Raw genomic sequence first — 20,619 nt, 5'->3', positions numbered from 1 at the left:
CCGGTGGTCAGCGCCAGGGCCGGTGCGGGTTGTGCTGCTGGTGCGGGATCTCGCCGAGCTGGCGGGCGTTGGTCAGGTCGGTCTCGACGGTGGCGACGACGGAGCGCACCACGTCGCTGCCCAGCCCGTCGAGCGAGCGGCCGAGGATCTCCCAGGCCCGCAGGAGCGTCTCCGCGAAGCCCTGGTAGTGCTTGTCGAACGCGGCGCCGATGTCGTCCCGGCCCCACGGCCGCTGCGCTCCGGCCGCCGAGATCGGGTCGCCCACCTCCCGCCGCGACGTCGTGACCGCCGCTCCGGCCAGCGCCAGGTCGGCGCCGCCGCGCCGGGCCCGGTCCGGGTCCAGCCAGATCTCCCCGTCGGCCATGGCCGTCACTCGCCGCGGGACAGGACCGCGTCGGCCCGGCCCAGCAGGGCGCCGAAATCATGGGTACGCAGGAACTCCACCGAGGGTGAGCCGGGCGGCAGGTAGCCGGCGACCAGCTCGCGGGTCGCGGTGACCGCGGCGCGGGACGCCCGCAGCACGGTGTCGGTGATCTTCCGGCTCAACGCCCGGGCGTCCCGGTCGTGGAACACGGAGGGAGCAACCTCGATGCTGATCACCTCGCCGCGGGCGCCCACGACCGCGGTGACCTGGCCGTCGTCGGAGCGCTCGGTCACCCGCAGCTCGGCGAGCCTGGCCTGGAGTTCGTCCAGACCGGACCGGAGTCGCTGGTACTGGCCGTACACCTCGTCGAACCGCGCACGCAGCGCGCGGTTGGCATCCCGGTCCGCGCTCTCGCCCACCACCGCTCCCCTTCCGTCACCGTCAGTAGGGCCGACCATACCGGGCGCCACGGAATCCGTGGGGTCCGGTAACTTCAGCCTGTGATCGAACGACAGCAGGCCGAACAACTCGCCGCCGTCTGGGCCCGAAGGGACTCCGAGCGCCTGGGATTCCCGTGCACCCCGGTGGTCGAGGAGTTCGACCTGGGCTACCTGGTGATGTCCACTGTGGCCGTCGAGGCCCGGGCGCTTCCCGGCGACCTGCCGGCCACGGTCATCGACAAGGAGACCGGCGAGGTGTCGACCTGGCCGCGGGTGCCGGCCGCCGCCGTCGAGCAGATGTTCCGGCAGCGCCGGCCCGGCGCGCCGCGGGCACCCCGCACCGTCGACCCGGCCGACCAACTGCTCCGCGAGATCACCCGACCGCCCACGCCCGGTGCCGCCGCGCACCTCACCGTCGGCGGCCGCACGTACGTCGCGCACGGCGCCAAGGGTGACCTCGAATTGCGTCACCATCCGCTGGTCCGGTCCTATCTGGACGGGCTGCCGCCGGGCCACCTGGTCCGGGGCGGTGAGCGGCACGCCGAGATGATCGTCGTCTCCGACGTCCTGCACGAGCAGGACCACCGGCGTGCGGCGGAAGGCCTTCCGGCGCTGACGGTCGAGGAAGCCCAAGCGGTCCTCGGCACCGCGCGGTTCGAGGTGTTCCGGGTCCGGGAGCCGGGAGATCCGGCCGGCGGCCCGGCCGAGCTTCCCTGCGACTCGTGCATCAACTTCCTGGTGCGCTTCAACGCCCTCCCGTGGTCAGATCTCGCGCACACGGAGGAGTGGCGCCCCGAGCCAGGGCCGGTCAGCCAGCCCGGCCGCTTCCCGGACGAGGTCGGGCACGCGCTCACGGACGCGGGGTGGCAGATCAGCATGTTCAACGAGGCACTCGCCATGGGCGCGATCGCCGAAACCCGCGAGATCGCCGGGCGGCGCCACCGGCACGAGGTGTTCCCCGCCGCCGAGGAGGCGCTCACCGCCTTCCCCGCGATCCTCAGCCATCGGAGGGGTCCGGGTCAGGACGTGTGGATCCACGAATTCACCACGAATCCCCTGCACGGCGCCCACAGCGCCGACACCCTCGCGGACTTCGGCGCGGTGCTCGGCGTCCGGCTGTTCCCGCTCGGCAGCGAGCGCCAGGAGAGCATCCTGGCCGTCGACGAGCACGGCCGGGTCTTCGCGCTCGATCAGGCCGGCGAGTGGTTCCTCGGCGCCGACATCGACGCCGCCCTCACCACCCTGCTGCTCGGCCGCGCCCCCGCCCGGGTCCGGGACGACGGCACCTGGTGAGCCGCGTCAGAGCTTCACCCCGGTGAGCACCATGACCCGGGGTTCGGTGTAGTCGTCCATGGCGCTGCGCAGCCCTTCCCGTCCCACGCCCGAGCCCTTCACCCCGCCGTACGGCATCTGGTCGGCCCGGTACGACGGCACGTCCCCGACGATCACGCCGCCGACCTCCAGCGTCCGGGCCGCCAGGAACGCGGTCTGCAGGTTGTGGGTGAACACGCCGGCCTGCAACCCGTACGCCGAGTCGTTGACCGCGGCGAACGCGGCCTCGGCGTCCGTGACCGGGGCGACCACCAGCACCGGCCCGAACACCTCCTCGGTGCTGACCTTGGCCGACGACGGCACGCCGCTGAGGACGGTCGGCGGGTAGGTGGCACCGTCGCGCCGCCCGCCGACCTCGATGGTGGCCCCAGCGGCGACCGCCTCGTCGACCCACGCCTCGACGCGTTCCGCCGCCTCGACGGAGACCAGCGGCCCCACGTCGGTCAGGTCGGACGCCGGGTCGCCGGTGCGCAACTCCTCGACGGCGGCGACGAGCCGCGGCAGAAAGCCGTCGTAGAGCCATTCGTGCACGTAGACCCGCTGCACGGCGATGCAGGACTGCCCGGCCTGGTAGTTGGAGAAGGTGGCGATCCGGTGCGCGGCGAAGGTGAGGTCCCCGTCGGACGCCCAGTCCTCGCAGATCACCGCCGCCGCGTTGCCGCCGAGTTCGAGGGTGACGTGCTTGTCGGGGGCGGCGCGCCGGATGGCGGCGCCGACCGGCCCGGAGCCGGTGAACGACACCACGGGCAGGCGAGGGTCGGCGACCAGGTCGGCAGCGCGCTCGTTGGGCAGCGGCAGCACCGAGAACATGCCCTCGGGCAGGTCGGTCTCGGCCAGGATCTCGCCGAGCAGCAGCGCGGAGAGCGGGGTGGCGGGGGCCGGCTTGACCACCACGGGGGCGCCGACGGCGATGGCCGGGGCGACCTTGTGCGCGACGAGGTTCAGCGGGAAGTTGAACGGCGTGATCCCCAGGACGGGGCCGCGCGGCACACGCCGGACCAGCGCGATCCGGCCGGTGGCCGCCGGGTCGGTGTCCAGGCGCTGCAGCTCGCCGGAGAAGCGCCGGGCCTCCTCGGCCGCCCAGCGGAAGGTGGAGACCGCTCGGCCCACCTCGGCCTTCGCCCACTTCACCGGCTTGCCGTTCTCGGCGGTGATGAGCGCGGCGACCTCGTCGGCCCGGTCGGCCAGCCGCCGGGAGACGTGGTCGAGGGCCGCCGCGCGGGCGTGCGCGGGCAGGGCCGCGGCCGCCGCGGCCACCTCGGCGGCTGCCGCGACGGCGGCTTCGACCTGGTCGGGCGTGGCGAGGGTGGTACGCCCCACCGTCCGGCCGTCGTAGGGGTGGGTGACGGTCAGCTCACCCTCGCCGTGGGCGGGGCGGCCGGCGACATAGAAGGCTCTCGGCTCCACGCTCGGCAGCGTAGACCACGTAAGGCCGCGCGGAAACAGTTGCTCAAACCCTTGTCTGCCTCGGATTCAGTAGCCAAGATGGCAGTCAGATTGCGATAACCTCCGCAGACCTTCCGCCCGGCCACCCCTCGGAGACATCTCATGAGCGACCAGCAGCAGCTGCGCAACTTCGTCAACGGCGAGTACGTCGACCCGGTGGACGGCGGCCTCGCCGACCTGATCGACCCGTGCACCGGCGAGGTCTTCGCCCAGGCGCCGGTCTCCGGGGCGGCGGACGTGGACGCGGCTATGAAGGCGGCCGCCGCCGCGTTCGAGACCTGGCGGGACGCCACCCCGGGCGAGCGGCAGAAGGCCCTGCTCAAGCTCGCCGACGCGGTGGAGGCCCGCGCGGCCGAGCTGGTCGACGCCGAGGTCCGCAACACGGGCAAGCCGCGCCAGCTCACCGCCGACGAGGAGCTGCCGCCGGCGGTGGACCAGTTCCGCTTCTTCGCGGGGGCCGCCCGCCTGCTCGAGGGGCGCTCGGCCGGCGAGTACATGGCCGGGCACACCTCCTACGTGCGGCGCGAGCCGATCGGCGTCTGCGCCCAGGTCACGCCCTGGAACTACCCGCTCATGATGGCGGTCTGGAAGATCGCCCCGGCCCTGGCGGCCGGCAACACGGTCGTGCTGAAGCCCAGCGACACCACCCCGGTGTCGACGCTGCTGCTGGCCGAGATCGCGTCCGAGTTCCTCCCGCCGGGCGTGTTCAACGTGGTCTGCGGCAACCGGGACACCGGCCGCGCGCTGGTGTCGCACCCGACCCCGCAGTTCGTCTCGATCACGGGGTCGACCCGGGCCGGCATGGAGGTCGCCGCGGCGGCCGCACCGGACCTCAAGCGGACCCACCTGGAGCTGGGCGGCAAGGCCCCCGTCGTGATCTTCGACGACGCCGACCTGGCGGCGGCGGCCGAGGCCATCGCCGTGGGCGGCTACTTCAACGCCGGCCAGGACTGCACGGCCGCGACCCGCGTGCTCGCCGGGCCGGGCATCCACGACGACTTCGTGGCCGCCCTCGCCGAGCAGGCCCGCAACACGAAGACCGGCGCGCCGGACGACGAGGACGTGCTCTACGGCCCGCTCAACAACGCCAACCAGCTCGCCCGCGTACGCGGCTTCGTGGACCGGCTGCCGGACCACGCGAAGGTCGACACCGGCGGCTCCCAGGTCGGCGAGCGCGGCTACTTCTACGCCCCGACGGTGGTCTCCGGTGTCCGCCAGGCCGACGAGATCATCCAGGACGAGGTGTTCGGCCCGGTCATCACCGTGCAGCGCTTCTCCGACGAGGACGAGGCGGTGCGCTGGGCCAACGGTGTGGACTACGGCCTCTCGGCCTCGGTGTGGACGAAGGACCACGGCCGGGCCATGCGGATGACCCGCCGGCTGGACTTCGGCTGCGTCTGGGTCAACACCCACATCCCGTTCGTGTCCGAGATGCCGCACGGCGGCTTCAAGCACTCCGGGCACGGCAAGGACCTCTCGGTCTACAGCCTGGAGGACTACACCCGGATCAAGCACGTCATGCACAACATCGAGGGCTGACCAATGGCATCGTCGGACGAGCTGCACAAGCGCCGCGGGGCGGCCGTCGCCCGGGGCGTCGGCAGCACCATCACCGCCTACGTCGACCACGCGGGCGGCGGGACGATCACCGACGTCGACGGGCGGCAGTGGATCGACTTCGCGGCCGGAATCGCGGTCGCCAACGTGGGCAACTCCGCGCCGAAGGTCGTCGAGGCGGTACGCGCCCAGGTCGAACGCTTCACCCACACCTGCTTCATGGTCGCGCCCTACGAGTCGTACGTGGCCGTCTGCGAGCAGCTCAACGCGCTGACCCCGGGCGACTTCGAGAAGCGCTCGGCGCTGTTCAACTCGGGCGCCGAGGCGGTGGAGAACGCCGTGAAGATCGCCCGGCACGCCACGGGCCGGCCGGCCGTGGTGGTCTTCGACCACGCGTACCACGGCCGGACCAACCTGACCATGGCGCTGACCGCGAAGAACATGCCGTACAAGCACCGGTTCGGGCCGTTCGCCGGCGAGGTCTACCGGGTCCCCATGTCGTACCCGCTGCGCGACGGCGGCCTCGACGGGGCGACCGCGGCGGCGCGGGCCGTCGAGATGGTGGAGAAGCAGGTCGGCGCCGAGAACGTGGCGGCGCTGCTCATCGAGCCGATCCAGGGCGAGGGCGGTTTCGTGGTGCCGGCCGAGGGGTTCCTGCCGGCGCTGCGCGAGTGGGCGACCGCGGCCGGGGTGGTGTTCGTCGCCGACGAGATCCAGACCGGGTTCTGCCGGACCGGTGACTGGTTCGCCTGCCAGCACGAGGGCGTCGAGCCGGACCTGGTGACCCTGGCCAAGGGCATCGCCGGCGGGTTGCCGCTCGCTGCGGTCACCGGCCGGGCCGAGCTCATGGACGCGGTGCACGTGGGCGGCCTCGGCGGGACGTACGGCGGCAACCCGATCGCCTGCGCCGCCGCGCTCGCGGCCATCGAGACCATGCACGAGCTGGACCTGGCCGCCGCCGCCCGGCGGATCGGCGCGGTCATGGTCGACCGGCTGCGCGCGATCGCGGCCCGCGACCCGCGCGTCGCCGAGGTACGCGGCCGGGGCGCCATGCTCGCCGTGGAGATCGTCCAGCCCGGCACGCTGACCCCGGACCCGGCCGCCACGGCGGCGATCTCGGCGGCCTGCCACGCGGCCGGGCTGCTCACCCTCACCTGCGGCACCTACGGCAATGTGCTGCGCTTCCTGCCCCCGCTGGTCATCTCCGACGACGAGCTGGCGCGCGGCCTGGACATCCTGGAGGCCGCCTTCGGCTGACCGAGGTCAGCCCCGATCGTGGAACACCACGGGCGTCGACCCCCCCAGGTGCCGCCCGTGGTGTTCCACCCTTTTCCGGCCTGGAGACACATCCGGCAGTAGCCGTCGAGCCCCTCCGCACCCGCCGCCCGCACCACCCGGCCCAGCCCGGTGACCAGCTCGGCGAGCAGCTCGGTGTCCGGCAAGCCCCGCCGGCGTGCAGCCCGGCGCGCGGCCACCCCGTCTCCGACACTCCGTCGAGGGTCCCCACAACGGCGAATCCTGTCCTATAGTCCTACTGTCGTAGGACAATAGAAGGGCGTCGCGTGATCGAGTTCGTTCTGGACGGCCGGTCCAAGGTGAACACCTATGTGCAGCTGATCCAGCAGGTCAAACAGGCCCTGCGGGTGGGGCTGCTGACGGCCGGCGACCAGTTGCCGAAGGTCCGCGACGTCGCGCAGTCGCTGGCCATCAACCCGAACACGGTGCTGAAGGCGTACCGCGAGCTGGAGATCGAAGGTCTGGTCGAGGGGCGCCCCGGCGTGGGCACCTTCGTCCGCGACACCGTCGCCGGCTCGTCGCTGGCCGATCAGGCCGAGCTCCGCGAGGAGCTGGTGGCCTGGCTGCACCGCGCCCGCGCCGCAGGGCTCACCCCGGAAGACGTCACCGCCCTGGTCGAGACCACCATGCGGGCCGCGCTCGCCGCCGAGTCGCCGCGCGCCGAACCCGCCTCAGCAGGATGAGAGGACAGCTGATGGAGATCGCGCTGGAGGCCGAGCAGCTCGGCAAACGCTACGGAAGAACCTGGGCGCTGCGGGACTGCTCGCTGCGCCTGCCCGCCGGGCGGATCGCCGCCCTCGTCGGCCCCAACGGCGCCGGCAAGAGCACCCTGCTGCACCTCGCGGTCGGCCTGCTGCGGCCAGACGGCGGCGCGGTGCGGATCTTCGGCGAAACGCCGTACGCCAACCCGTCGGTGCTGCCCGAGATCGGCTTCGTCGCCCAGGACACCCCGCTCTACCGGGACTTCACCGCGGCCGAGCTGGTGGAGGCGGGCCGCCGGATGAACAAGCGCTGGGACGGCGCACTCGCCCGCAACCGGCTGGCCCAGCTCGGCATCCCGCCGAAGCTGCCCGTCGGCAAGCTCTCCGGCGGCCAGCGGGCGCAGGTCGCGCTGGCCCTCGCACTCGCGAAGCGACCCCGGCTGCTGCTCCTCGACGAACCGGTCGCCAGCCTCGATCCGCTGGCGCGCCGGGAGTTCCTGCAGTCGCTCATGGGCAGCGTCGCCGACTCCGAGACGACCGTGCTGCTCTCCTCGCACCTGCTGGCCGACCTCGAACGGGTCTGCGACTACCTGGTCGTGCTGCAGGCCGCCCGGGTGCACCTGGTGGGCGCGGTCGACGACCTCGTCGCCACGCACCGGCAGCTGGTCGGGCCCCGGCACGGCGGCGAACCGATCGACGGGGTCGACGCCGTGGTCCGGGCGAGTCACACCGCCCGGCAGTCGACGCTGCTCGTCCGCACGCGCGGCGACGTCCTCGCTCCGGAGTGGACCGTGCACGACGTGACGCTGGAGGACCTCGTGCTGGCGTACCTCGCCGAGGGCGAGACCACCACGAGCCACGCGGCCTGGGAGGTGCCGGCATGATCTGGCTGGCCTGGCGGCAGCACCGCAAGCAGCTGCTCTTCACCCTCCTCGGCTTCGCCGCGCTGGCGGCCCTCATGGTCCCGATCGGCCTGTCGATGCGGCACAGCTTCACCGAGCTCGGGCTGCCGGACTGCGTCAGTCAGCTGGCCCGTTCGGACGTCGACCGGGCCGCCGCGAACGGCTGCGAGTCGGCGTTCCGCCAGTTCACCAACCGGTACCAGAGTTTGAACCTGGTGGCGGTCCTGCTCGTCGTCCTGCCGGTGCTCGTCGGTCTGTTCTGGGGCGCCCCGCTGGTGGCCCGGGAGGTGGAGCACGGCACGCACCGATTCGCCTGGACGCAGGGTGTCGGCCGGACCCGGTGGGCCCTGGTGAAGTTCGGCCTGGCCGTCCTGGTCACGGTGACCCTGGCAATCGGCTACGGACTGGGCATGGCCTGGTGGGTCAGCCCGCTGACCCAGGCCGCGCACGAGGGCCGCCTCGGCTTCATCGTCTTCGACCTGCAGGGCATCGCCCCGATCGGCTACACCCTCTTCGCGGTGGCGCTCGGCATCTTCGCCGGCACCCTCTGGCGCCGGATGCTGCCCGCGATGGGCGTCACCCTGGCCGCGTTCATCGGGGTCCGGGCGGCGGTGGCGATCCTGGCCAGACCCCACTACCAGGCCGCCCGCACCCGCACCTTCCCGATCGAGGGAGCCGAACCGCTGCAGGAGGACCGGGGCAACTGGGTCCTGGCCAGCGGTGTGCGCAACCCCGACGGGAAGATGGTGGCGGCCGACACCCGCATCATGTGCCCGCCGGGCGGCCAGGGCCCGGACGGCCACCGCTGCGGGGAGGAACTGGGCGTGCGACCCGGCGCCTACAACTGGGAGCTCTACCAGCCGGCGGACCGGTTCTGGCCCTTCCAGTGGATCGAGACCGGCATCTTCGTCGCCCTCGCCGCCCTCCTGCTCTACCTCGCCGTACGCCGGCTCCGCCGGATCGCCTGAGCCCTCCGGCAGGGTGGGTGGGCCGCCACCCACCCTGCCGGCCCGGGTCAGCGCAGCAGTTCCACCGTGTTGCGGCGGACCAGGTTCTTGCCCGGCTCCCGGATCAGGTCCATGGCCGCCGCGTTGAGCAGCACGCAACTCCCGGACGGGCCGGTCACCGTCACGGTCGCCGCCTTGCCGTTGTCCAGGTTGGTCACCCGCAGCCGGGTGCCCACCGGGAACTGCCCGCTGGTGGCGGCCGGCGCGCCGCCCTCGGCCGAGAAGGTGATCGCTCCGGAGCAGACGCTGGCGCGCGCGCCGCCGGGCTGGGCGTTGCCCGGCCGGACCTCGCCGGCCGGGACGCCGGGCCGGGCCGCACCGGTCGCCGCGGCGCCGCCGTCGAGGCGCTCGACGAGGTTGCGGCGGATCACGTTCTTGCCCGGCTCCCGCACCAGGTCCATGGCCGCCGCGTTGAGCAGCACGCAACTCCCGGACGGGCCGGTCACCGTCACGGTCGCCACCTTGCCGTTGTCCAGGTTGGTCACCCGCAGCCGGGTGCCCACCGGGAACCGGTCGCTGGTGGCCGCCGGCGCCCCGCCCTCCGCCGAGAAGGTCACCGACCCCGCACAGGCCGACTGCCCGGCCGGGGTGGTCTCCGCGAACCCCATCCCCGTGCCCACCGCGACGGCCGCCGAGGCGGCCAGCGCCACGGTCGCCGCCAGCACATGCTTGCGCTGCACCTTCACGTTGTCTCTCCCGTCGTCCGGTGGTCTCGTTCGACGCCTGGTACGGACGGGAGCGCCGGACCGTTCAGCCGGATCGGCACATCACAACGGACCGTAACGGGTGTGCTTCGCTCCGGCGAGCAGCGCCCAGTACCGGTCGCCGTAGGACCAGTGCCACCACTCGGTCGGGTAGTTCACCAGTCCGGCCCCGCTCAACGCGGCCACCAGGACCTGCCGGTTCCGCCACGCGCTCACCGGGATGTGCGGGGCCGCCGTGAAGCAGGCGTCGGCGCTCTCCTCCGGGGTCGCGTCGAGGGCCGTGCCCATGTCCAACTCGATCCCGTCGGCGTCGCACAGGGTGAGGTCGACCGCCCCGCCGGTGCTGTGCGGCGCCACCTCGACCGGCGAGACGAACTTGGTGGTCTCCCGGTGCAGCCGCTCCGGCGACCAGTCCGGGTAGCGCCGGCGCAGCTCGTCCCGGTAGCCGGTGAAGATGTCGAGCTGCGCCCGGTACGGCCGGTACCCCTCGACGACCAGGAGGCGCAGGCCGGCCGGCAGCGCGCGCTGCGCGGCCAGCAACCGGTCCGCGACCCCGCGCCGCACCCGGGCGTACGCCCCGGCGGGGTCGGCGGCCCGGCCGTCCAGTAGCAGCTCGGGCAGTTCCCGCAGGTCGACCAGCGGATCGCCGTCGTCCCGGCTGGACACCGCGGCGACCCGCGGATCGGAGAGGAGGATCATGCGGCACCCCCCGGCCGGGCCGCGTGCCGGGTGAAGGCGAGAGCGACGAGCCGGTCCACCACCTCGGGGTAGTCGACGCCGGACTCGGCCCACACCTTCGGGTACATCGAGTGCGCCGTGAAGCCGGGCAGGGTGTTCAGCTCGTTGACGAACAGGTCGCCGCTGGTCTCGTCGTAGAGGAAGTCCACCCGGGCCAGGCCCCAGCCGCCGATCGCCGTGAACGCCCGCACGGACAGCTCCCGGATCCGCTCGGTGACCTCGTCGGGCAGCGGCGCCGGGACGATCATCGGGTCGGCGTCGCCGAAGTACTTCTGCCGGTAGTCGAACCAGCCGCCCGCGACCCGGACCTCGCCGACCGCCGACGCCTCCGGGTGCCAGCCGCCGAGCACGCCGCACTCCAGCTCGCGGCCGGTCACGCCCTGCTCGACGAGCACCACGTGGTCGTGCCGGAGCGCCTCCTCGACGGCGGCCGTCAGGTCGTCGCCCTCGGCGACGCGGGAGATCCCGATCGAGGAGCCCATCCGGGCCGGCTTCACGAACAGCGGCCGGCGCAGACCGACGACCAGCTTCTCCGGGTCCTCGGCCGCCCGCCAGGTCGGCGCGTCGAACCAGACGTGCGGGGTGGTCGGCACCCCCTCGGCGCGCAGCGCCCGCTTCATCGCCACCTTGTCCATCCCGACGGCGGAGGCGAGGATGCCGCACCCGACGTACGGCACCCGGAGCGATTCGAGCAGCCCCTGCACCACGCCGTCCTCGCCGTACGGGCCGTGCAGCACTGGGAAGACCACGTCCAGCTCGGCCTGCACCGCCCCGGGCGCGTCGGCCGCGGTGACCGCCACCGTGCCGGCCCGCTCCCCGGTACGCAGTTCCACGGCCGGTCCGGTCACCGGCAGCCGGTCGTCGATGGCCCGCCCCGCGCCCACGTGGGCGCAGCGTTCGGCCAGCACGGGCTCGGGCACCAGCCGCATCCCGCCCTCGCGGGTGATCCCGAGCGCGACCACCTGGTGGCCCCGCTCCACCAGGGCCCGGGCCACGCCGAGCGCCGAGGCACAGGAGACCTCGTGCTCCGCCGACGGGCCACCGAACAGGACACCGATCCGTACCGCAGTCCTCACGCCGCCACCCCTTCCATCCGAGCGGGGTCGGCGACGGGTCCCCCCGCCAGCCGGGCCACCAGCTCCGCTTCGACATTTCCGCCGGTCAGCACCACGCCGACCGTCCGGTACCGCCCGCCCTCGGCGTCACCTGCCGCGCCGTCCGGGTCGCCCGGCCGGGCCGCCAGCCGCAGCGCGCCGGCCAGCCCGGCCGCGCCGGACGGCTCGACGAGCACCTTCAACTCCATGAGGAGCAGCCGGAACGCGTCGGCGATGGCGTCGTCGTCGACCCGCACGACGTCCCGGACGCCGTCCCGCGCGATGGCGAACGGCAGGTCGCCGACGCAGCTCGGGCGGAGCCCGTCGGCGATCGTGGGCGCCGGGACGACCGGGGTCGGCCGGCCGGCGGCGAGGCTGCGGGCCAGCGAGTCGCAGCCGACCGGCTCGACGCCGTACACCTCGATCGGGGTGCCGGCGGCGGCCAGGCAGGCCCCGGCGACGCCGCCGCCCCCGCCCACCGGCACCACCAGTGCGTCGAGCGGGGTGCCGGCGCGCTCCGCCTCCTCGATCAGCTCCAGGCTGGCGCTGCCCTGCCCGGCCACCACGTCCGGGTGGTCGTACGCGTCGACCAGCGGGTGGCCGTCGGCGTCGGCGAGCCGCCGGGCGGCCGCCAGCCGCTCCTCGACGGTGGTGCCGGCGAGGACGACCCGTGCCCCGGCCGCCCGGGCCCGGTCCACCTTCACGGGCGCGGCGTCGACCGGCAGCACCACGGTCGCGGCCAGCCCGTGCCGCCGGGCGGCGAGGGCCACCGCCACGGCGTGGTTGCCGGTGCTCTGCGCGACCACCCCGGTGTGGCCGGCCGCGGCGAGCCGGCCCACGGCCAGCATGGCGCCGCGCATCTTGTAGGAGCCGCCGGTCTGGAGGTTCTCGGCCTTGAGCAGGATCCGGGCGCCGGCCAGCCGGTCGATCGCCGGGCTGTTCAGCACGGGGGTACGCACCACCCGGCCGGACAGCCACCAGGCGGCCTCCTCGACGCTGGCCCGGTCCGGCAGGGCCGGAGCGTGGCTGCGGGACATGGTCTCTCCTTCTCGGTGGTGGTCGGTGCGGGCGCGGCGCGGCAGGTCGAACAGCCAGCGCGCGCCGGCCGCCGTGAGTCCGCGGTGGACGGCCAGGCTGAGCGCCAGCACGAGCGCGGTGAGCAGCACGGGGTAGCCGGCCGCAAGCAGCACCCGCGCCGGCCGGTTCAGGTCGGCGACCGGGCCGGCGAGGAGCCGGTCCAGCAGCGCCAGCACCGGCATGTGGATCACGTAGATCGGCAGCGTCCGGCGGCCGAGCCGGGCGAGCGCCCCGCCGACCACCCGGAGCCGGGCCGCCCGGGCCGCGGCCGTGAGGCCGAACGCCACCGCGACGGCCGACACCAGCAGCCACACGCCCGGCCGGCTCTCCGCCCCGGCCAGCGCCATGGCGGCCAGTGCCACGGCGTACGCCGTCCCGGTCGCGGCGAGCCGGCGGCCGGTCGCGCCGGCCACCCAGCCCTGGAGGTACGGCCGCAGGTGCACGCCGGCCAGGAAGAACACCAGGTTCTGGTAGACCTGCCCCCGGTTGCCCGGGCTGTCCAGCAGGCCGGTGGCCGCCACGGCGGAGAGCGCGCCCGAGGCCACGAGCAGCACCGCCGGGTGGACCCGGCGCAGCGCCCTGGCCAGCGCGAAGTAGAGCGCCAGCGCGTACAGGTACCAGAGGTTCGAGGGCGTCACGGTGAGCTGGGCCAGCAGCCCGCCGAGGCTGGTGGCCCGGTCGGTCGGGAAGCCGGGCGCGAGGGCCAGCAGGGCGGTGTGGACGAGCAGCCAGGTGGCGTACAGGTACAGGTTGCGGGCGATCCGGGGGCGGCCGACCACCCGCCACGGGCGGGCCACCGCGTTCGCCGCGAAGATCCCGGAGAGGGTGAAGAAGAGCGGCATCCGCAGCGGGAGCAGTTGCTCGCCGAGCAGCCCCCAGGCTCCCGGCACCGGCAGGTCGATCCGCCAGTCGATCCGCAGGTAGTGCTTCACGACGACGTGCCAGAGCACCACGAGGACGATGCAGGCGCCCTTGGCCACGTCGGCCCAGACCACCCGGCCGGCCGGTGTCGCGGCCCGATCGGTACGGGTCGGCACGGCGGTCTCCTCTCCCGGCGTCGTACGCCGTCGGTCGTTTTCGGGCAGGTGGCATCGCGGGATGCCGCATGGGCGGCTCCCGAGGTCTTCGAGGGGTGGGTCAGCGCACGGCGGGTAGCTGGACGTCGACCCGCAGGCCGCCGTCCTCGCCCGGGCGGGCGGCGATGATGCCGTCGTGCGCCTGGGTGATCGAGCGGGCGATGGCCAGGCCGAGCCCGGCCCCGCCGCCCTGGTTGGTCCGGTCCCGGGCCAGGCGCCGGAAGGGTTCGAAGAGGCCGGCGACCGCCTCGCCCGGCACCGTCTGGCCGGTGTTGAGGACGGTCAGCGCCGGGTCCCCGCCCACGGTGACGGTGAGCCGGCCGCCGGGCCGGTTGTACTTGATGCCGTTCTCCACGAGGTTGCCGACCAGGCGCTCCAGCAGCACCCGCTCGCCCGGCACGACCCGGGGCGCCAGCCGGCTCTCCACCGTCACCCCGGCCTCGGCCGCCCGGTCCGCGTACGCGGCCAGCACGGCGGTGACGATCTCGTCGAGGCGCTGCGGGGTGGAGGAGCGCAGCCCCTGGTCGCTCTCGCTGAGCGCGAGCAGACCCTCGATGAGCCGCTCGTTGCGCTCGTTGGTGGCCAGCAGCTGGGCCGTGAGCAGGTCGAGCTGCTCGGCGGTGAGCGACTGGGCCATGCCGACCTCGATGAGCGTCCGCTGCACGGCGAGGGGCGTGCGCAGCTCGTGCGAGGCGTTCGCGGCGAACCGCCGCTGCCCCTCGTAGCCGGCCGTGACCCGGTCGAGCATGTCGTCGATGGCGCGGGCCAGCCGGGCCAGCTCGTCCCGGCCACCGCGGCGGATCCGGTGGCCCAGGTTCTGCGGCCCGAGGTCGGCGATCGGGTCGGCGAGCTCGCGCACGGGGCGGAGGCACCAGCGGGCCGCTCCCCAGACCGCGAGCACACCGGCCAGGAGGAGCAGCAACTCGATCAGCCCGGGCAGCACCGGGATGAGCGGGCGGACGGGCTCGCACACCGCGCCGATCGTCTGCAGGTCGCAGAACGCCTGGGCCCGCCACCACAGCTGGCCGAGCAGCTGTTTGCCGAGGCCGGGCAGCCAGTAGCCGCCGAGCAGGGCGAGCGCCCCGACCAGCAGGATGCGGCGGCGGGGGCTCACGCGGGCTCGCCGATGCGGTAGCCGGCCTTCGGCACGGTGTGGATGACCGAGGGCTGGCCGAGCTTCTTGCGCAGCGTCATCACGGTGACCCGGACCGCGTTGGTGAACGGGTCGGCGAACTCGTCCCAGGCCTGCTCGAGCAGGTCCTCGGCGCTGACCACGCCGCCACCGGCGCGCATGAGCACGTGCAGGACGGCGAACTCCTTGGGGCTCAGGCCGAGCGGCCGTCCGTCCCGGGTGACGGTGTGCCGGGCCACGTCGAGCACCACCCCGTGCCGCTCCAGCACGGGCGGCACCGCCGGGGTGGACCGCCGGCCGAGCGCCTGCACCCGGGCCACCAGCTCGGCGAAGGCGAACGGCTTGGTCAGGTAGTCGTCGGCGCCCAGCCCGAGGCCGTCCACCCGGTCCCGGATGCCGGCGGCTGCGGTGAGCAGCAGCACCCGGGTGCCGGTGTCGGACCCGGCGAGGCTGCGGCACACCTCGTCGCCGGTGGCGCCGGGCATGTCCCGGTCCAGCACGGCCACGTCGTACCGGTTGACCCCGATCCGCTCCAGCGCGCCGTCGCCGTCGTAGCAGACGTCGACCGCCATCGAGAACCGACGCAGCCCCTCGGCGACCGTGTCCGCCAGCAACCGCTCGTCGTCCGCCACCAACACCCGCACCGCTGTCCGCTCCCCCGTGCTCCTCGTCCGTCCCGCATACGGTCCCAGGCAGGAGATAAGGGTTCCGTAAGCGCCGCCGGAGCAATCCTCCACGCCGGCGGGCCCCCACCGGTCCCCGGAGCGCCGTCTGGGGCGTTCGTCCGGGCCGGAGGGGCCACCGGCGGCTGGGGAGTGAGCCGGATCACTGCGGAGGCTTGATCCCCAGGGTGCTCCGCGCCGGGAGGAGGCCGGTGGCCACGACGGCCTGGGTGAGCGGGGCGACCAGCTGGGCGAACCGGCCGACCGCCGGGCCGAGCGCCCGCCACGGCGCGGCGGCCAGCTCGTCGGTCCGCCGCTCGACCTCGTCCCGCAGCCGGCGGCCCGCCTCGGTGGCCACGCCGTCCCCGTCGACCAGGCCCCGGCCGGCCAGCCGGTCGCGGGCGGCGGCCCACTCCTCGGCGCTCCAGCGGCGGCTCGCGAAGACCTCCGCCGGGGCCGCGCCGACAGCGGCGAAGGAGACCAGCGACTCGACCGGGTCCAGCCCGGCGGTGCGCAGCGCCGCGACGTGCCCGTCGCCCCGATGCTCGCGCAGGATCGTGGCGGCCTGCCAGAGCGCCAGGTGCGGCGCGTCCGGCCAGGGCAGGTCGGCGTTGGCGGCGGCGAGGGGGCGGCCACCCAGGTCGGCTGCGCGTACGGCGCGCCGGGCCAGGACCGCGGCCTCGGCCAGCTCGGCCGACTCGGCCCGGTCGCCCAGCAGGGCGCGCAGCGCCCGGTCCATTCCGGACAGCCGGGCGGCGAGCACCTTGGCCGGGTCGGCGGTGGCCCAGACGGCCGGCACGTACTCGGCGACCATCCGGGGGCTGAAGCTGTAGTAGGTGGCGGCGACCAGGTTCGGGCCGGCCGCGCCGAGCGGGGAGCTGCGCAGCGCGAAGTAGCCGGGCCAGCGCTCCCCGGTGGGCAGACCGAGGGCGGCTGCCTCCCCGGTCAGCTCGGGCGCGTAGTAGACCAGCGCGTGCACGGGCTCGATGAGGTGCCACAGCTTCCGGACCATCGCCAGTTCCATCTCGGCCTCCCGATCGCATCTTGTCGCTGTCAAGTCTGTGGTCGACGGCGGAACTTGTCAATGACAAGTTCGGCGGCGGCTTGGCGATCGCCGGTGAGCTGGGTCACCATGGGCGCGAGGAGGTCGCCGATGGCTGACCCGTGGCTCGCCCTGGAATTCGGTGCCGATCCGGCAGAGCGGATCGCGCAGGTCGGCGCCGCCCACGAAGCGTTCCTCACCGCCGGCACCACCACCGGCCGGGTCCGCGACGTCGTCCGCCGGTCGTGGGAACGGTCCGCGCTGGTCGACCCCGAGGCCACCGCCCCGGTCGACCTCACCGACGACGCGCTGGCGAGCTACCGCGCCGCGCACCCGCTGAACCGCGTGCTGCCCCTGTTCCGCGACCTGCTCGGCGGCATCGCGCTCGACGGCGCGCACCTCATGGCGGTCTGCGACGCCGACGGTCGGCTGCTGTGGGTGGAGGGGCACCCGGGCGTGCTCCGGCACGCCGAGCGGATGAACTTCGTGCCCGGCGCCCGCTGGGACGAGGCCCACGCCGGCACCAACGCGCCCGGCACCGCCCTGGCCGTCGACCACAGCGTGCAGATCTTCGCCACCGAGCACTTCGTCCGGCCGGTGCAGCGCTGGACCTGCGCCGCCGCCCCCATCCACGACCCCACCACCGGCCGGCTGCTCGGCGCCGTCGACATCACCGGCGGGGACCACCTGGCCACCCCGCAGAGCCTGGCCCTGGTCCGGGCCACCGCCCGGGCCGCCGAGGCGTTCCTGGCCGGCGCCGCCCCCGCCGAACCCGACGTGCTGCACGTCGCCGCGCTCGGCCGGGACGAGGCGGAGCTGCGCGTCGGCGGCCGGCGGATCCGGCTCGGCCGGCGGCACAGCGAGCTGCTCGTGCTGCTCCTCGACCACCCCGAGGGGCGCACCGGGGAGCAGCTCGGCCTCGACCTCTACGGCGACGACCGGCTGCACCCCGTCACGTTGCGCGCCGAACTGTCCCGGCTGCGCCGGGCGCTCGGCGACGAACTGCTCGACTCCCGCCCGTACCGGCTGCGGCCGGCCGTGCGCGCCGACTTCCGTACCGTCACCGAACTGCTCGAACGTGGCGACGCGGCGGGGGCGCTGCGGGCGTACCGCGGGCCCCTGCTGCCCGGGTCGGACGCGCCGGGAGTGGCGCGACTGCGCCGGCTGGTCGACGGCCAGCTCCGCGCGGCCGTGCTGGCCGCCGCGGACCCGGCGCTGCTCGCGGCCTGGACCGCGACCCCCACCGGCGCCGACGACCTCACGGCCTGGCAGGCCCTGGCCCGCGCGTTGCCGCCGGGCGCGCCGCGCCGGCCCCTCGCCCTGGCCCGGGCCCGCCAGCTCGCCGAGGAGTACGACCTGCCGCGCGCAACGTTGCTGCAACGTCGCGGAAACTAACGTCCCCGCCGTCCACCCCTGACGGACGGCGGAGGTACCCATGACGCGCTACGACGCCCCCACCCACTGGCAGTCCCGCTACGACCACTTCATCGGCGGCGAGTACGTGAAGCCGCACGGTGGCCGGTACTTCGAGAACCCCACCCCGGTGACCGGGCAGACCTTCTGCGAGGTGGCCCGGGGCACGGCCGAGGACGTGGAGAAGGCCCTCGACGCCGCGCACGGCGCCGCCGACGCCTGGGGCCGCACCCCGGTCGCCGAACGGTCGCTGATCCTCAACAAGATCGCCGACCGGATGCAGGAGAACCTGGAATCCCTCGCCATCGCCGAGACCTGGGAGAACGGCAAGCCGGTACGCGAGTCCCTGGCCGCCGACATTCCCCTGGCCATCGACCACTTCCGCTACTTCGCCGGGGCGATCCGGGCCCAGGAGGGCTCGCTCGGCGAGCTCGACGACGACACCGTGGCGTACCACTTCCACGAACCGCTCGGCGTGGTCGGGCAGATCATCCCGTGGAACTTCCCGATCCTCATGGCGGTCTGGAAGCTCGCCCCGGCCCTCGCCGCCGGCAACGCCGTGGTGCTCAAGCCGGCCGAGCAGACCCCCGCCTCGATCCACCACCTGCTCTCGCTGGTCGCCGACCTGCTCCCGGCGGGCGTGGTGAACGTCGTCAACGGCTTCGGCGTCGAGGCGGGCAAGCCGCTGGCCTCCTCGTCCCGGGTGGCGAAGGTGGCGTTCACCGGCGAGACCACCACCGGGCGGCTGATCATGCAGTACGCCAGCGAGAACATCAAACCCGTCACCCTGGAGCTGGGCGGCAAGAGCCCGAACATCTTCTTCGACGACGTGAGCGCCGCCTCCGACGACTTCCGGGACAAGGCCCTCGAAGGCTTCACCATGTTCGCCCTCAACCAGGGCGAGGTCTGCACCTGCCCGTCCCGCGCGCTGATCCAGCAGGGCCACTACTCCGACTTCCTGGCCGCGGCCGTGGACCGGACGAAGGCGGTCACGCAGGGCCACCCGCTGGACACCGACACGATGATCGGGGCGCAGGCGTCCAACGACCAGCTCGAGAAGATCCTGTCCTACCTGGACATCGGCCGGCAGGAGGGCGCACGCGTCCTGACCGGTGGCGAGCGCGCCGACCTCGGCGGCGAGCTGTCCGGCGGGTACTACGTGCAGCCCACGATCTTCGAGGGCGACAACTCGATGCGCATCTTCCAGGAGGAGATCTTCGGCCCGGTGGTGTCCGTGACGTCCTTCGCCGACCTGGACGACGCCGTGAAGATCGCCAACGACACCCTGTACGGTCTCGGCGCCGGCGTCTGGACCCGGGACATGAACACCGCGTACCGGGCCGGGCGGGCGATCCAGGCCGGGCGGGTCTGGACCAACTGCTACCACGCCTACCCGGCGCACGCCGCGTTCGGCGGGTACAAGCAGTCCGGCATCGGCCGGGAGAACCACAAGATGATGCTGGAGCACTACCAGCAGACCAAGAACCTGCTGGTCAGCTACTCCCCCAAGAAGCTGGGCTTCTTCTGATGGGCGACCCCGTCACCCTGACGCCCGCGGCGGCCGGACTCATCCGGTCGCTGCGGGCGGCCCACGGGCCGATCATGTTCCACCAGTCCGGCGGCTGCTGCGACGGCAGCGCCCCGATGTGCTACCCGGCCGGCGAGTTCCGCACCGGCGCCTCGGACGTGCTGCTCGCGTCGCTTTCCGTGGAGGGCGTGCCCGAGCCCGTCGAGTTCTGGATGTCCACCGCCCAGTGGAACCTGTGGAAACACACCCGCCTGACGGTCGACGTGGTCCCCGGCCGAGGCAGCGGCTTCTCCCTGGAGGCCCCCGAGGGCGTCCGCTTCCTCATCCGCTCCCACCTGGCCCGCTGACTGGCCGAGATCTTCCAGCTCGCTGGCGCCGCGCTGCCCCCGGCGCTGACGGTCAGGCGATCTGACGGAGATCGTCCCCGTAGTCGAAGATGATGCGCAGCTTCGCGCCGAGTGCGGTCGCGTAGCGGCTCAAGGTCGCCACCTCGTTCACGTCGAGGTCGCCGTTCTCGATCTGGCTGACCCGACCCGGCGTCACCCCCATGAGCTCGGCGACCTGTCGCTGGGTGAGCCCCAGCCGCTTGCGCTCCTCGGCCAGGTGGAAGGCACTCACCCAGGCCTCGGTCCGGGCTCGCTCCGCCTCGTAGGCCGCGTCGTCGCCGCCGAGATCGGCACGGACCTCATCCCAGTCGTAGAACTCCGTCACGACTCCCCCCTTCGCTCGCGCTCATTGTCGAGCCAAGCCTTGTACGCAACCTCCGCCATCGGGATGTTCTGCTGATACCACCGGCTCCAGTTGCCCGCCTTGTTGCCGGCGACGAGGAGCACCGCCTGCGACCAGGGGTCGAAGACGAACAGCACGCGGATCGCGACGTCACGCCCCGATCGGGGGCGAAGTTCCTTGAGGTTGCTGATGCTGCTGCCGCGGAGCGTGTCCACCAGGGGCCGACCCAGACCGGGGCCGACCTCGGCCAGCTTGTCCACGGCGACCCGCACGCTCTCGTACGAGGCAGGATCACTCCGCCGCAGGTCGCGCAGCCAACGGCGGACCTCACCGGTGACCCGGACCGACCACCGCCCCGCGTCAGCACCCATGGACCAAC

The 20,619-nt window shown here is 73.8% G+C and carries 21 protein-coding genes; 9 read left to right on the top strand and 12 right to left on the bottom strand.

Annotated features, from left to right (window positions below; translation table 11 throughout):
* Window positions 1-7: 7 nt before the first annotated feature.
* Together GCE86_RS30425 and GCE86_RS30420 are read right to left on the bottom strand one after the other, a co-directional pair.
* On the bottom strand, window positions 8-364 hold the full coding sequence (locus GCE86_RS30425) for a hypothetical protein (RefSeq protein WP_154230100.1): 357 nt from the start codon (window positions 362-364) through the stop codon (window positions 8-10).
* A 5-nt stretch (window positions 365-369) separates the two neighbouring features.
* Window positions 370-783 (bottom strand): YbaB/EbfC family nucleoid-associated protein, encoded by a 414-nt coding sequence (locus GCE86_RS30420; RefSeq protein ID WP_154230099.1) that lies wholly within the window; start codon window positions 781-783, stop codon window positions 370-372.
* 81 nt (window positions 784-864) lie between these two features.
* Here GCE86_RS30420 and GCE86_RS30415 point away from each other — a divergent pair, with 81 nt between their 5' ends.
* Window positions 865-2,097: an SUKH-3 domain-containing protein gene (locus GCE86_RS30415; protein ID WP_154230098.1), complete on the top strand. Its 1,233-nt coding sequence runs from the start codon at window positions 865-867 to the stop codon at window positions 2,095-2,097.
* Between the two features lie 6 nt (window positions 2,098-2,103).
* On the opposite strand, the gene GCE86_RS30410 is transcribed toward GCE86_RS30415, so the two are convergent.
* Window positions 2,104-3,543, bottom strand: coding sequence for an aldehyde dehydrogenase family protein (locus GCE86_RS30410; RefSeq protein ID WP_154230097.1), 1,440 nt, complete (start codon window positions 3,541-3,543; stop codon window positions 2,104-2,106).
* 141 nt (window positions 3,544-3,684) lie between these two features.
* Here GCE86_RS30410 and GCE86_RS30405 point away from each other — a divergent pair, with 141 nt between their 5' ends.
* From GCE86_RS30405 to GCE86_RS30385, 5 genes are all read left to right on the top strand, one after another.
* Complete coding sequence (locus GCE86_RS30405; RefSeq protein ID WP_154230096.1) at window positions 3,685-5,121, top strand: gamma-aminobutyraldehyde dehydrogenase; 1,437 nt, start codon at window positions 3,685-3,687, stop codon at window positions 5,119-5,121.
* Between the two features lie 3 nt (window positions 5,122-5,124).
* Window positions 5,125-6,396, top strand: coding sequence for a 4-aminobutyrate--2-oxoglutarate transaminase (gene gabT / locus GCE86_RS30400; RefSeq protein ID WP_154230095.1), 1,272 nt, complete (start codon window positions 5,125-5,127; stop codon window positions 6,394-6,396).
* Between the two features lie 305 nt (window positions 6,397-6,701).
* Window positions 6,702-7,118 carry a GntR family transcriptional regulator gene (locus GCE86_RS30395; protein WP_154230094.1) on the top strand — a complete coding sequence of 139 codons (417 nt, stop codon included), beginning with the start codon at window positions 6,702-6,704 and terminating at the stop codon, window positions 7,116-7,118.
* Window positions 7,119-7,129: 11 nt separating this feature from the next.
* The gene (locus tag GCE86_RS30390) at window positions 7,130-8,020 is read left to right on the top strand and encodes an ABC transporter ATP-binding protein (RefSeq protein ID WP_154230734.1); all 891 of its coding nucleotides are present in this window, start codon (window positions 7,130-7,132) and stop codon (window positions 8,018-8,020) included.
* Entirely contained in the window at window positions 8,017-9,006 is a 990-nt protein-coding gene (locus GCE86_RS30385) for an ABC transporter permease (RefSeq protein WP_154230093.1), read from the top strand. The genes GCE86_RS30390 and GCE86_RS30385 overlap by 4 nt, the downstream gene beginning before the upstream one ends.
* A 47-nt stretch (window positions 9,007-9,053) precedes the next feature.
* On the opposite strand, the gene GCE86_RS30380 is transcribed toward GCE86_RS30385, so the two are convergent.
* From GCE86_RS30380 to GCE86_RS30350, 7 genes are all read right to left on the bottom strand, one after another.
* Window positions 9,054-9,725, bottom strand: a complete 672-nt coding sequence (locus GCE86_RS30380) for an RlpA-like double-psi beta-barrel domain-containing protein (RefSeq protein ID WP_420846449.1) — start codon at window positions 9,723-9,725, stop codon at window positions 9,054-9,056.
* A gap of 87 nt (window positions 9,726-9,812) precedes the next feature.
* Entirely contained in the window at window positions 9,813-10,448 is a 636-nt protein-coding gene (locus GCE86_RS30375) for a M15 family metallopeptidase (RefSeq protein ID WP_154230091.1), read from the bottom strand.
* Window positions 10,445-11,563 carry a D-alanine--D-alanine ligase family protein gene (locus GCE86_RS30370; protein WP_154230090.1) on the bottom strand — a complete coding sequence of 373 codons (1,119 nt, stop codon included), beginning with the start codon at window positions 11,561-11,563 and terminating at the stop codon, window positions 10,445-10,447. Before GCE86_RS30370 ends, GCE86_RS30375 begins: the two co-directional genes overlap by 4 nt.
* Complete coding sequence (locus GCE86_RS30365; RefSeq protein ID WP_154230089.1) at window positions 11,560-13,695, bottom strand: pyridoxal-phosphate dependent enzyme; 2,136 nt, start codon at window positions 13,693-13,695, stop codon at window positions 11,560-11,562. Before GCE86_RS30365 ends, GCE86_RS30370 begins: the two co-directional genes overlap by 4 nt.
* Before the next feature lie 100 nt (window positions 13,696-13,795).
* Window positions 13,796-14,848, bottom strand: coding sequence for a sensor histidine kinase (locus tag GCE86_RS30360; RefSeq protein ID WP_154230088.1), 1,053 nt, complete (start codon window positions 14,846-14,848; stop codon window positions 13,796-13,798).
* Window positions 14,845-15,510 (bottom strand): response regulator transcription factor, encoded by a 666-nt coding sequence (locus tag GCE86_RS30355; protein ID WP_154230087.1) that lies wholly within the window; start codon window positions 15,508-15,510, stop codon window positions 14,845-14,847. The genes GCE86_RS30360 and GCE86_RS30355 overlap by 4 nt, the downstream gene beginning before the upstream one ends.
* A 181-nt stretch (window positions 15,511-15,691) precedes the next feature.
* On the bottom strand, window positions 15,692-16,552 hold the full coding sequence (locus GCE86_RS30350; RefSeq protein ID WP_154230086.1) for an SCO6745 family protein: 861 nt from the start codon (window positions 16,550-16,552) through the stop codon (window positions 15,692-15,694).
* 129 nt (window positions 16,553-16,681) lie between these two features.
* On the opposite strand from GCE86_RS30350, the gene GCE86_RS30345 reads away from it, so the two are divergent.
* Genes GCE86_RS30345 through GCE86_RS30335 form a run of 3 tightly spaced genes read left to right on the top strand, consistent with a single transcriptional unit; the run spans window position 16,682 to window position 19,858 of the window.
* Window positions 16,682-17,965: a GAF domain-containing protein gene (locus GCE86_RS30345; RefSeq protein ID WP_154230085.1), complete on the top strand. Its 1,284-nt coding sequence runs from the start codon at window positions 16,682-16,684 to the stop codon at window positions 17,963-17,965.
* A gap of 40 nt (window positions 17,966-18,005) precedes the next feature.
* Window positions 18,006-19,511 (top strand): aldehyde dehydrogenase, encoded by a 1,506-nt coding sequence (gene adh, locus GCE86_RS30340; protein ID WP_154230084.1) that lies wholly within the window; start codon window positions 18,006-18,008, stop codon window positions 19,509-19,511.
* Window positions 19,511-19,858: a DUF779 domain-containing protein gene (locus GCE86_RS30335; protein WP_154230083.1), complete on the top strand. Its 348-nt coding sequence runs from the start codon at window positions 19,511-19,513 to the stop codon at window positions 19,856-19,858. The genes adh and GCE86_RS30335 overlap by 1 nt, the downstream gene beginning before the upstream one ends.
* Window positions 19,859-19,910: 52 nt before the next feature.
* Here GCE86_RS30335 and GCE86_RS30330 read toward each other — a convergent pair whose 3' ends face one another.
* Both GCE86_RS30330 and GCE86_RS30325 read right to left on the bottom strand, forming a co-directional pair.
* Window positions 19,911-20,222 (bottom strand): helix-turn-helix domain-containing protein, encoded by a 312-nt coding sequence (locus GCE86_RS30330; RefSeq protein WP_154230082.1) that lies wholly within the window; start codon window positions 20,220-20,222, stop codon window positions 19,911-19,913.
* Window positions 20,219-20,611 carry a type II toxin-antitoxin system RelE/ParE family toxin gene (locus GCE86_RS30325; protein WP_154230081.1) on the bottom strand — a complete coding sequence of 131 codons (393 nt, stop codon included), beginning with the start codon at window positions 20,609-20,611 and terminating at the stop codon, window positions 20,219-20,221. Before GCE86_RS30325 ends, GCE86_RS30330 begins: the two co-directional genes overlap by 4 nt.
* Window positions 20,612-20,619: the final 8 nt, after the last annotated feature.

This window comes from Micromonospora terminaliae (genome assembly GCF_009671205.1).
Taxonomy (GTDB): domain Bacteria; phylum Actinomycetota; class Actinomycetes; order Mycobacteriales; family Micromonosporaceae; genus Micromonospora; species Micromonospora terminaliae.
The sequence above is the reverse complement of the archived record's forward strand: the minus strand, read 5'-3'. Positions and strand labels throughout refer to the sequence as shown.

Coding starts and splice junctions, on each gene's coding strand:
- GCE86_RS30345 (WP_154230085.1), top strand. CDS start 16,682: ATGGCTGACCCGTGGCTCGCCCTGGAATTCGGTGCCGATCCGGCAGAG.
- GCE86_RS30405 (WP_154230096.1), top strand. CDS start 3,685: ATGAGCGACCAGCAGCAGCTGCGCAACTTCGTCAACGGCGAGTACGTC.
- GCE86_RS30375 (WP_154230091.1), bottom strand. CDS start 10,448: ATGATCCTCCTCTCCGATCCGCGGGTCGCCGCGGTGTCCAGCCGGGAC.
- GCE86_RS30350 (WP_154230086.1), bottom strand. CDS start 16,552: ATGGAACTGGCGATGGTCCGGAAGCTGTGGCACCTCATCGAGCCCGTG.
- GCE86_RS30325 (WP_154230081.1), bottom strand. CDS start 20,611: ATGGGTGCTGACGCGGGGCGGTGGTCGGTCCGGGTCACCGGTGAGGTC.
- adh (WP_154230084.1), top strand. CDS start 18,006: ATGACGCGCTACGACGCCCCCACCCACTGGCAGTCCCGCTACGACCAC.
- GCE86_RS30385 (WP_154230093.1), top strand. CDS start 8,017: ATGATCTGGCTGGCCTGGCGGCAGCACCGCAAGCAGCTGCTCTTCACC.
- GCE86_RS30335 (WP_154230083.1), top strand. CDS start 19,511: ATGGGCGACCCCGTCACCCTGACGCCCGCGGCGGCCGGACTCATCCGG.
- GCE86_RS30425 (WP_154230100.1), bottom strand. CDS start 364: ATGGCCGACGGGGAGATCTGGCTGGACCCGGACCGGGCCCGGCGCGGC.
- gabT (WP_154230095.1), top strand. CDS start 5,125: ATGGCATCGTCGGACGAGCTGCACAAGCGCCGCGGGGCGGCCGTCGCC.
- GCE86_RS30390 (WP_154230734.1), top strand. CDS start 7,130: ATGGAGATCGCGCTGGAGGCCGAGCAGCTCGGCAAACGCTACGGAAGA.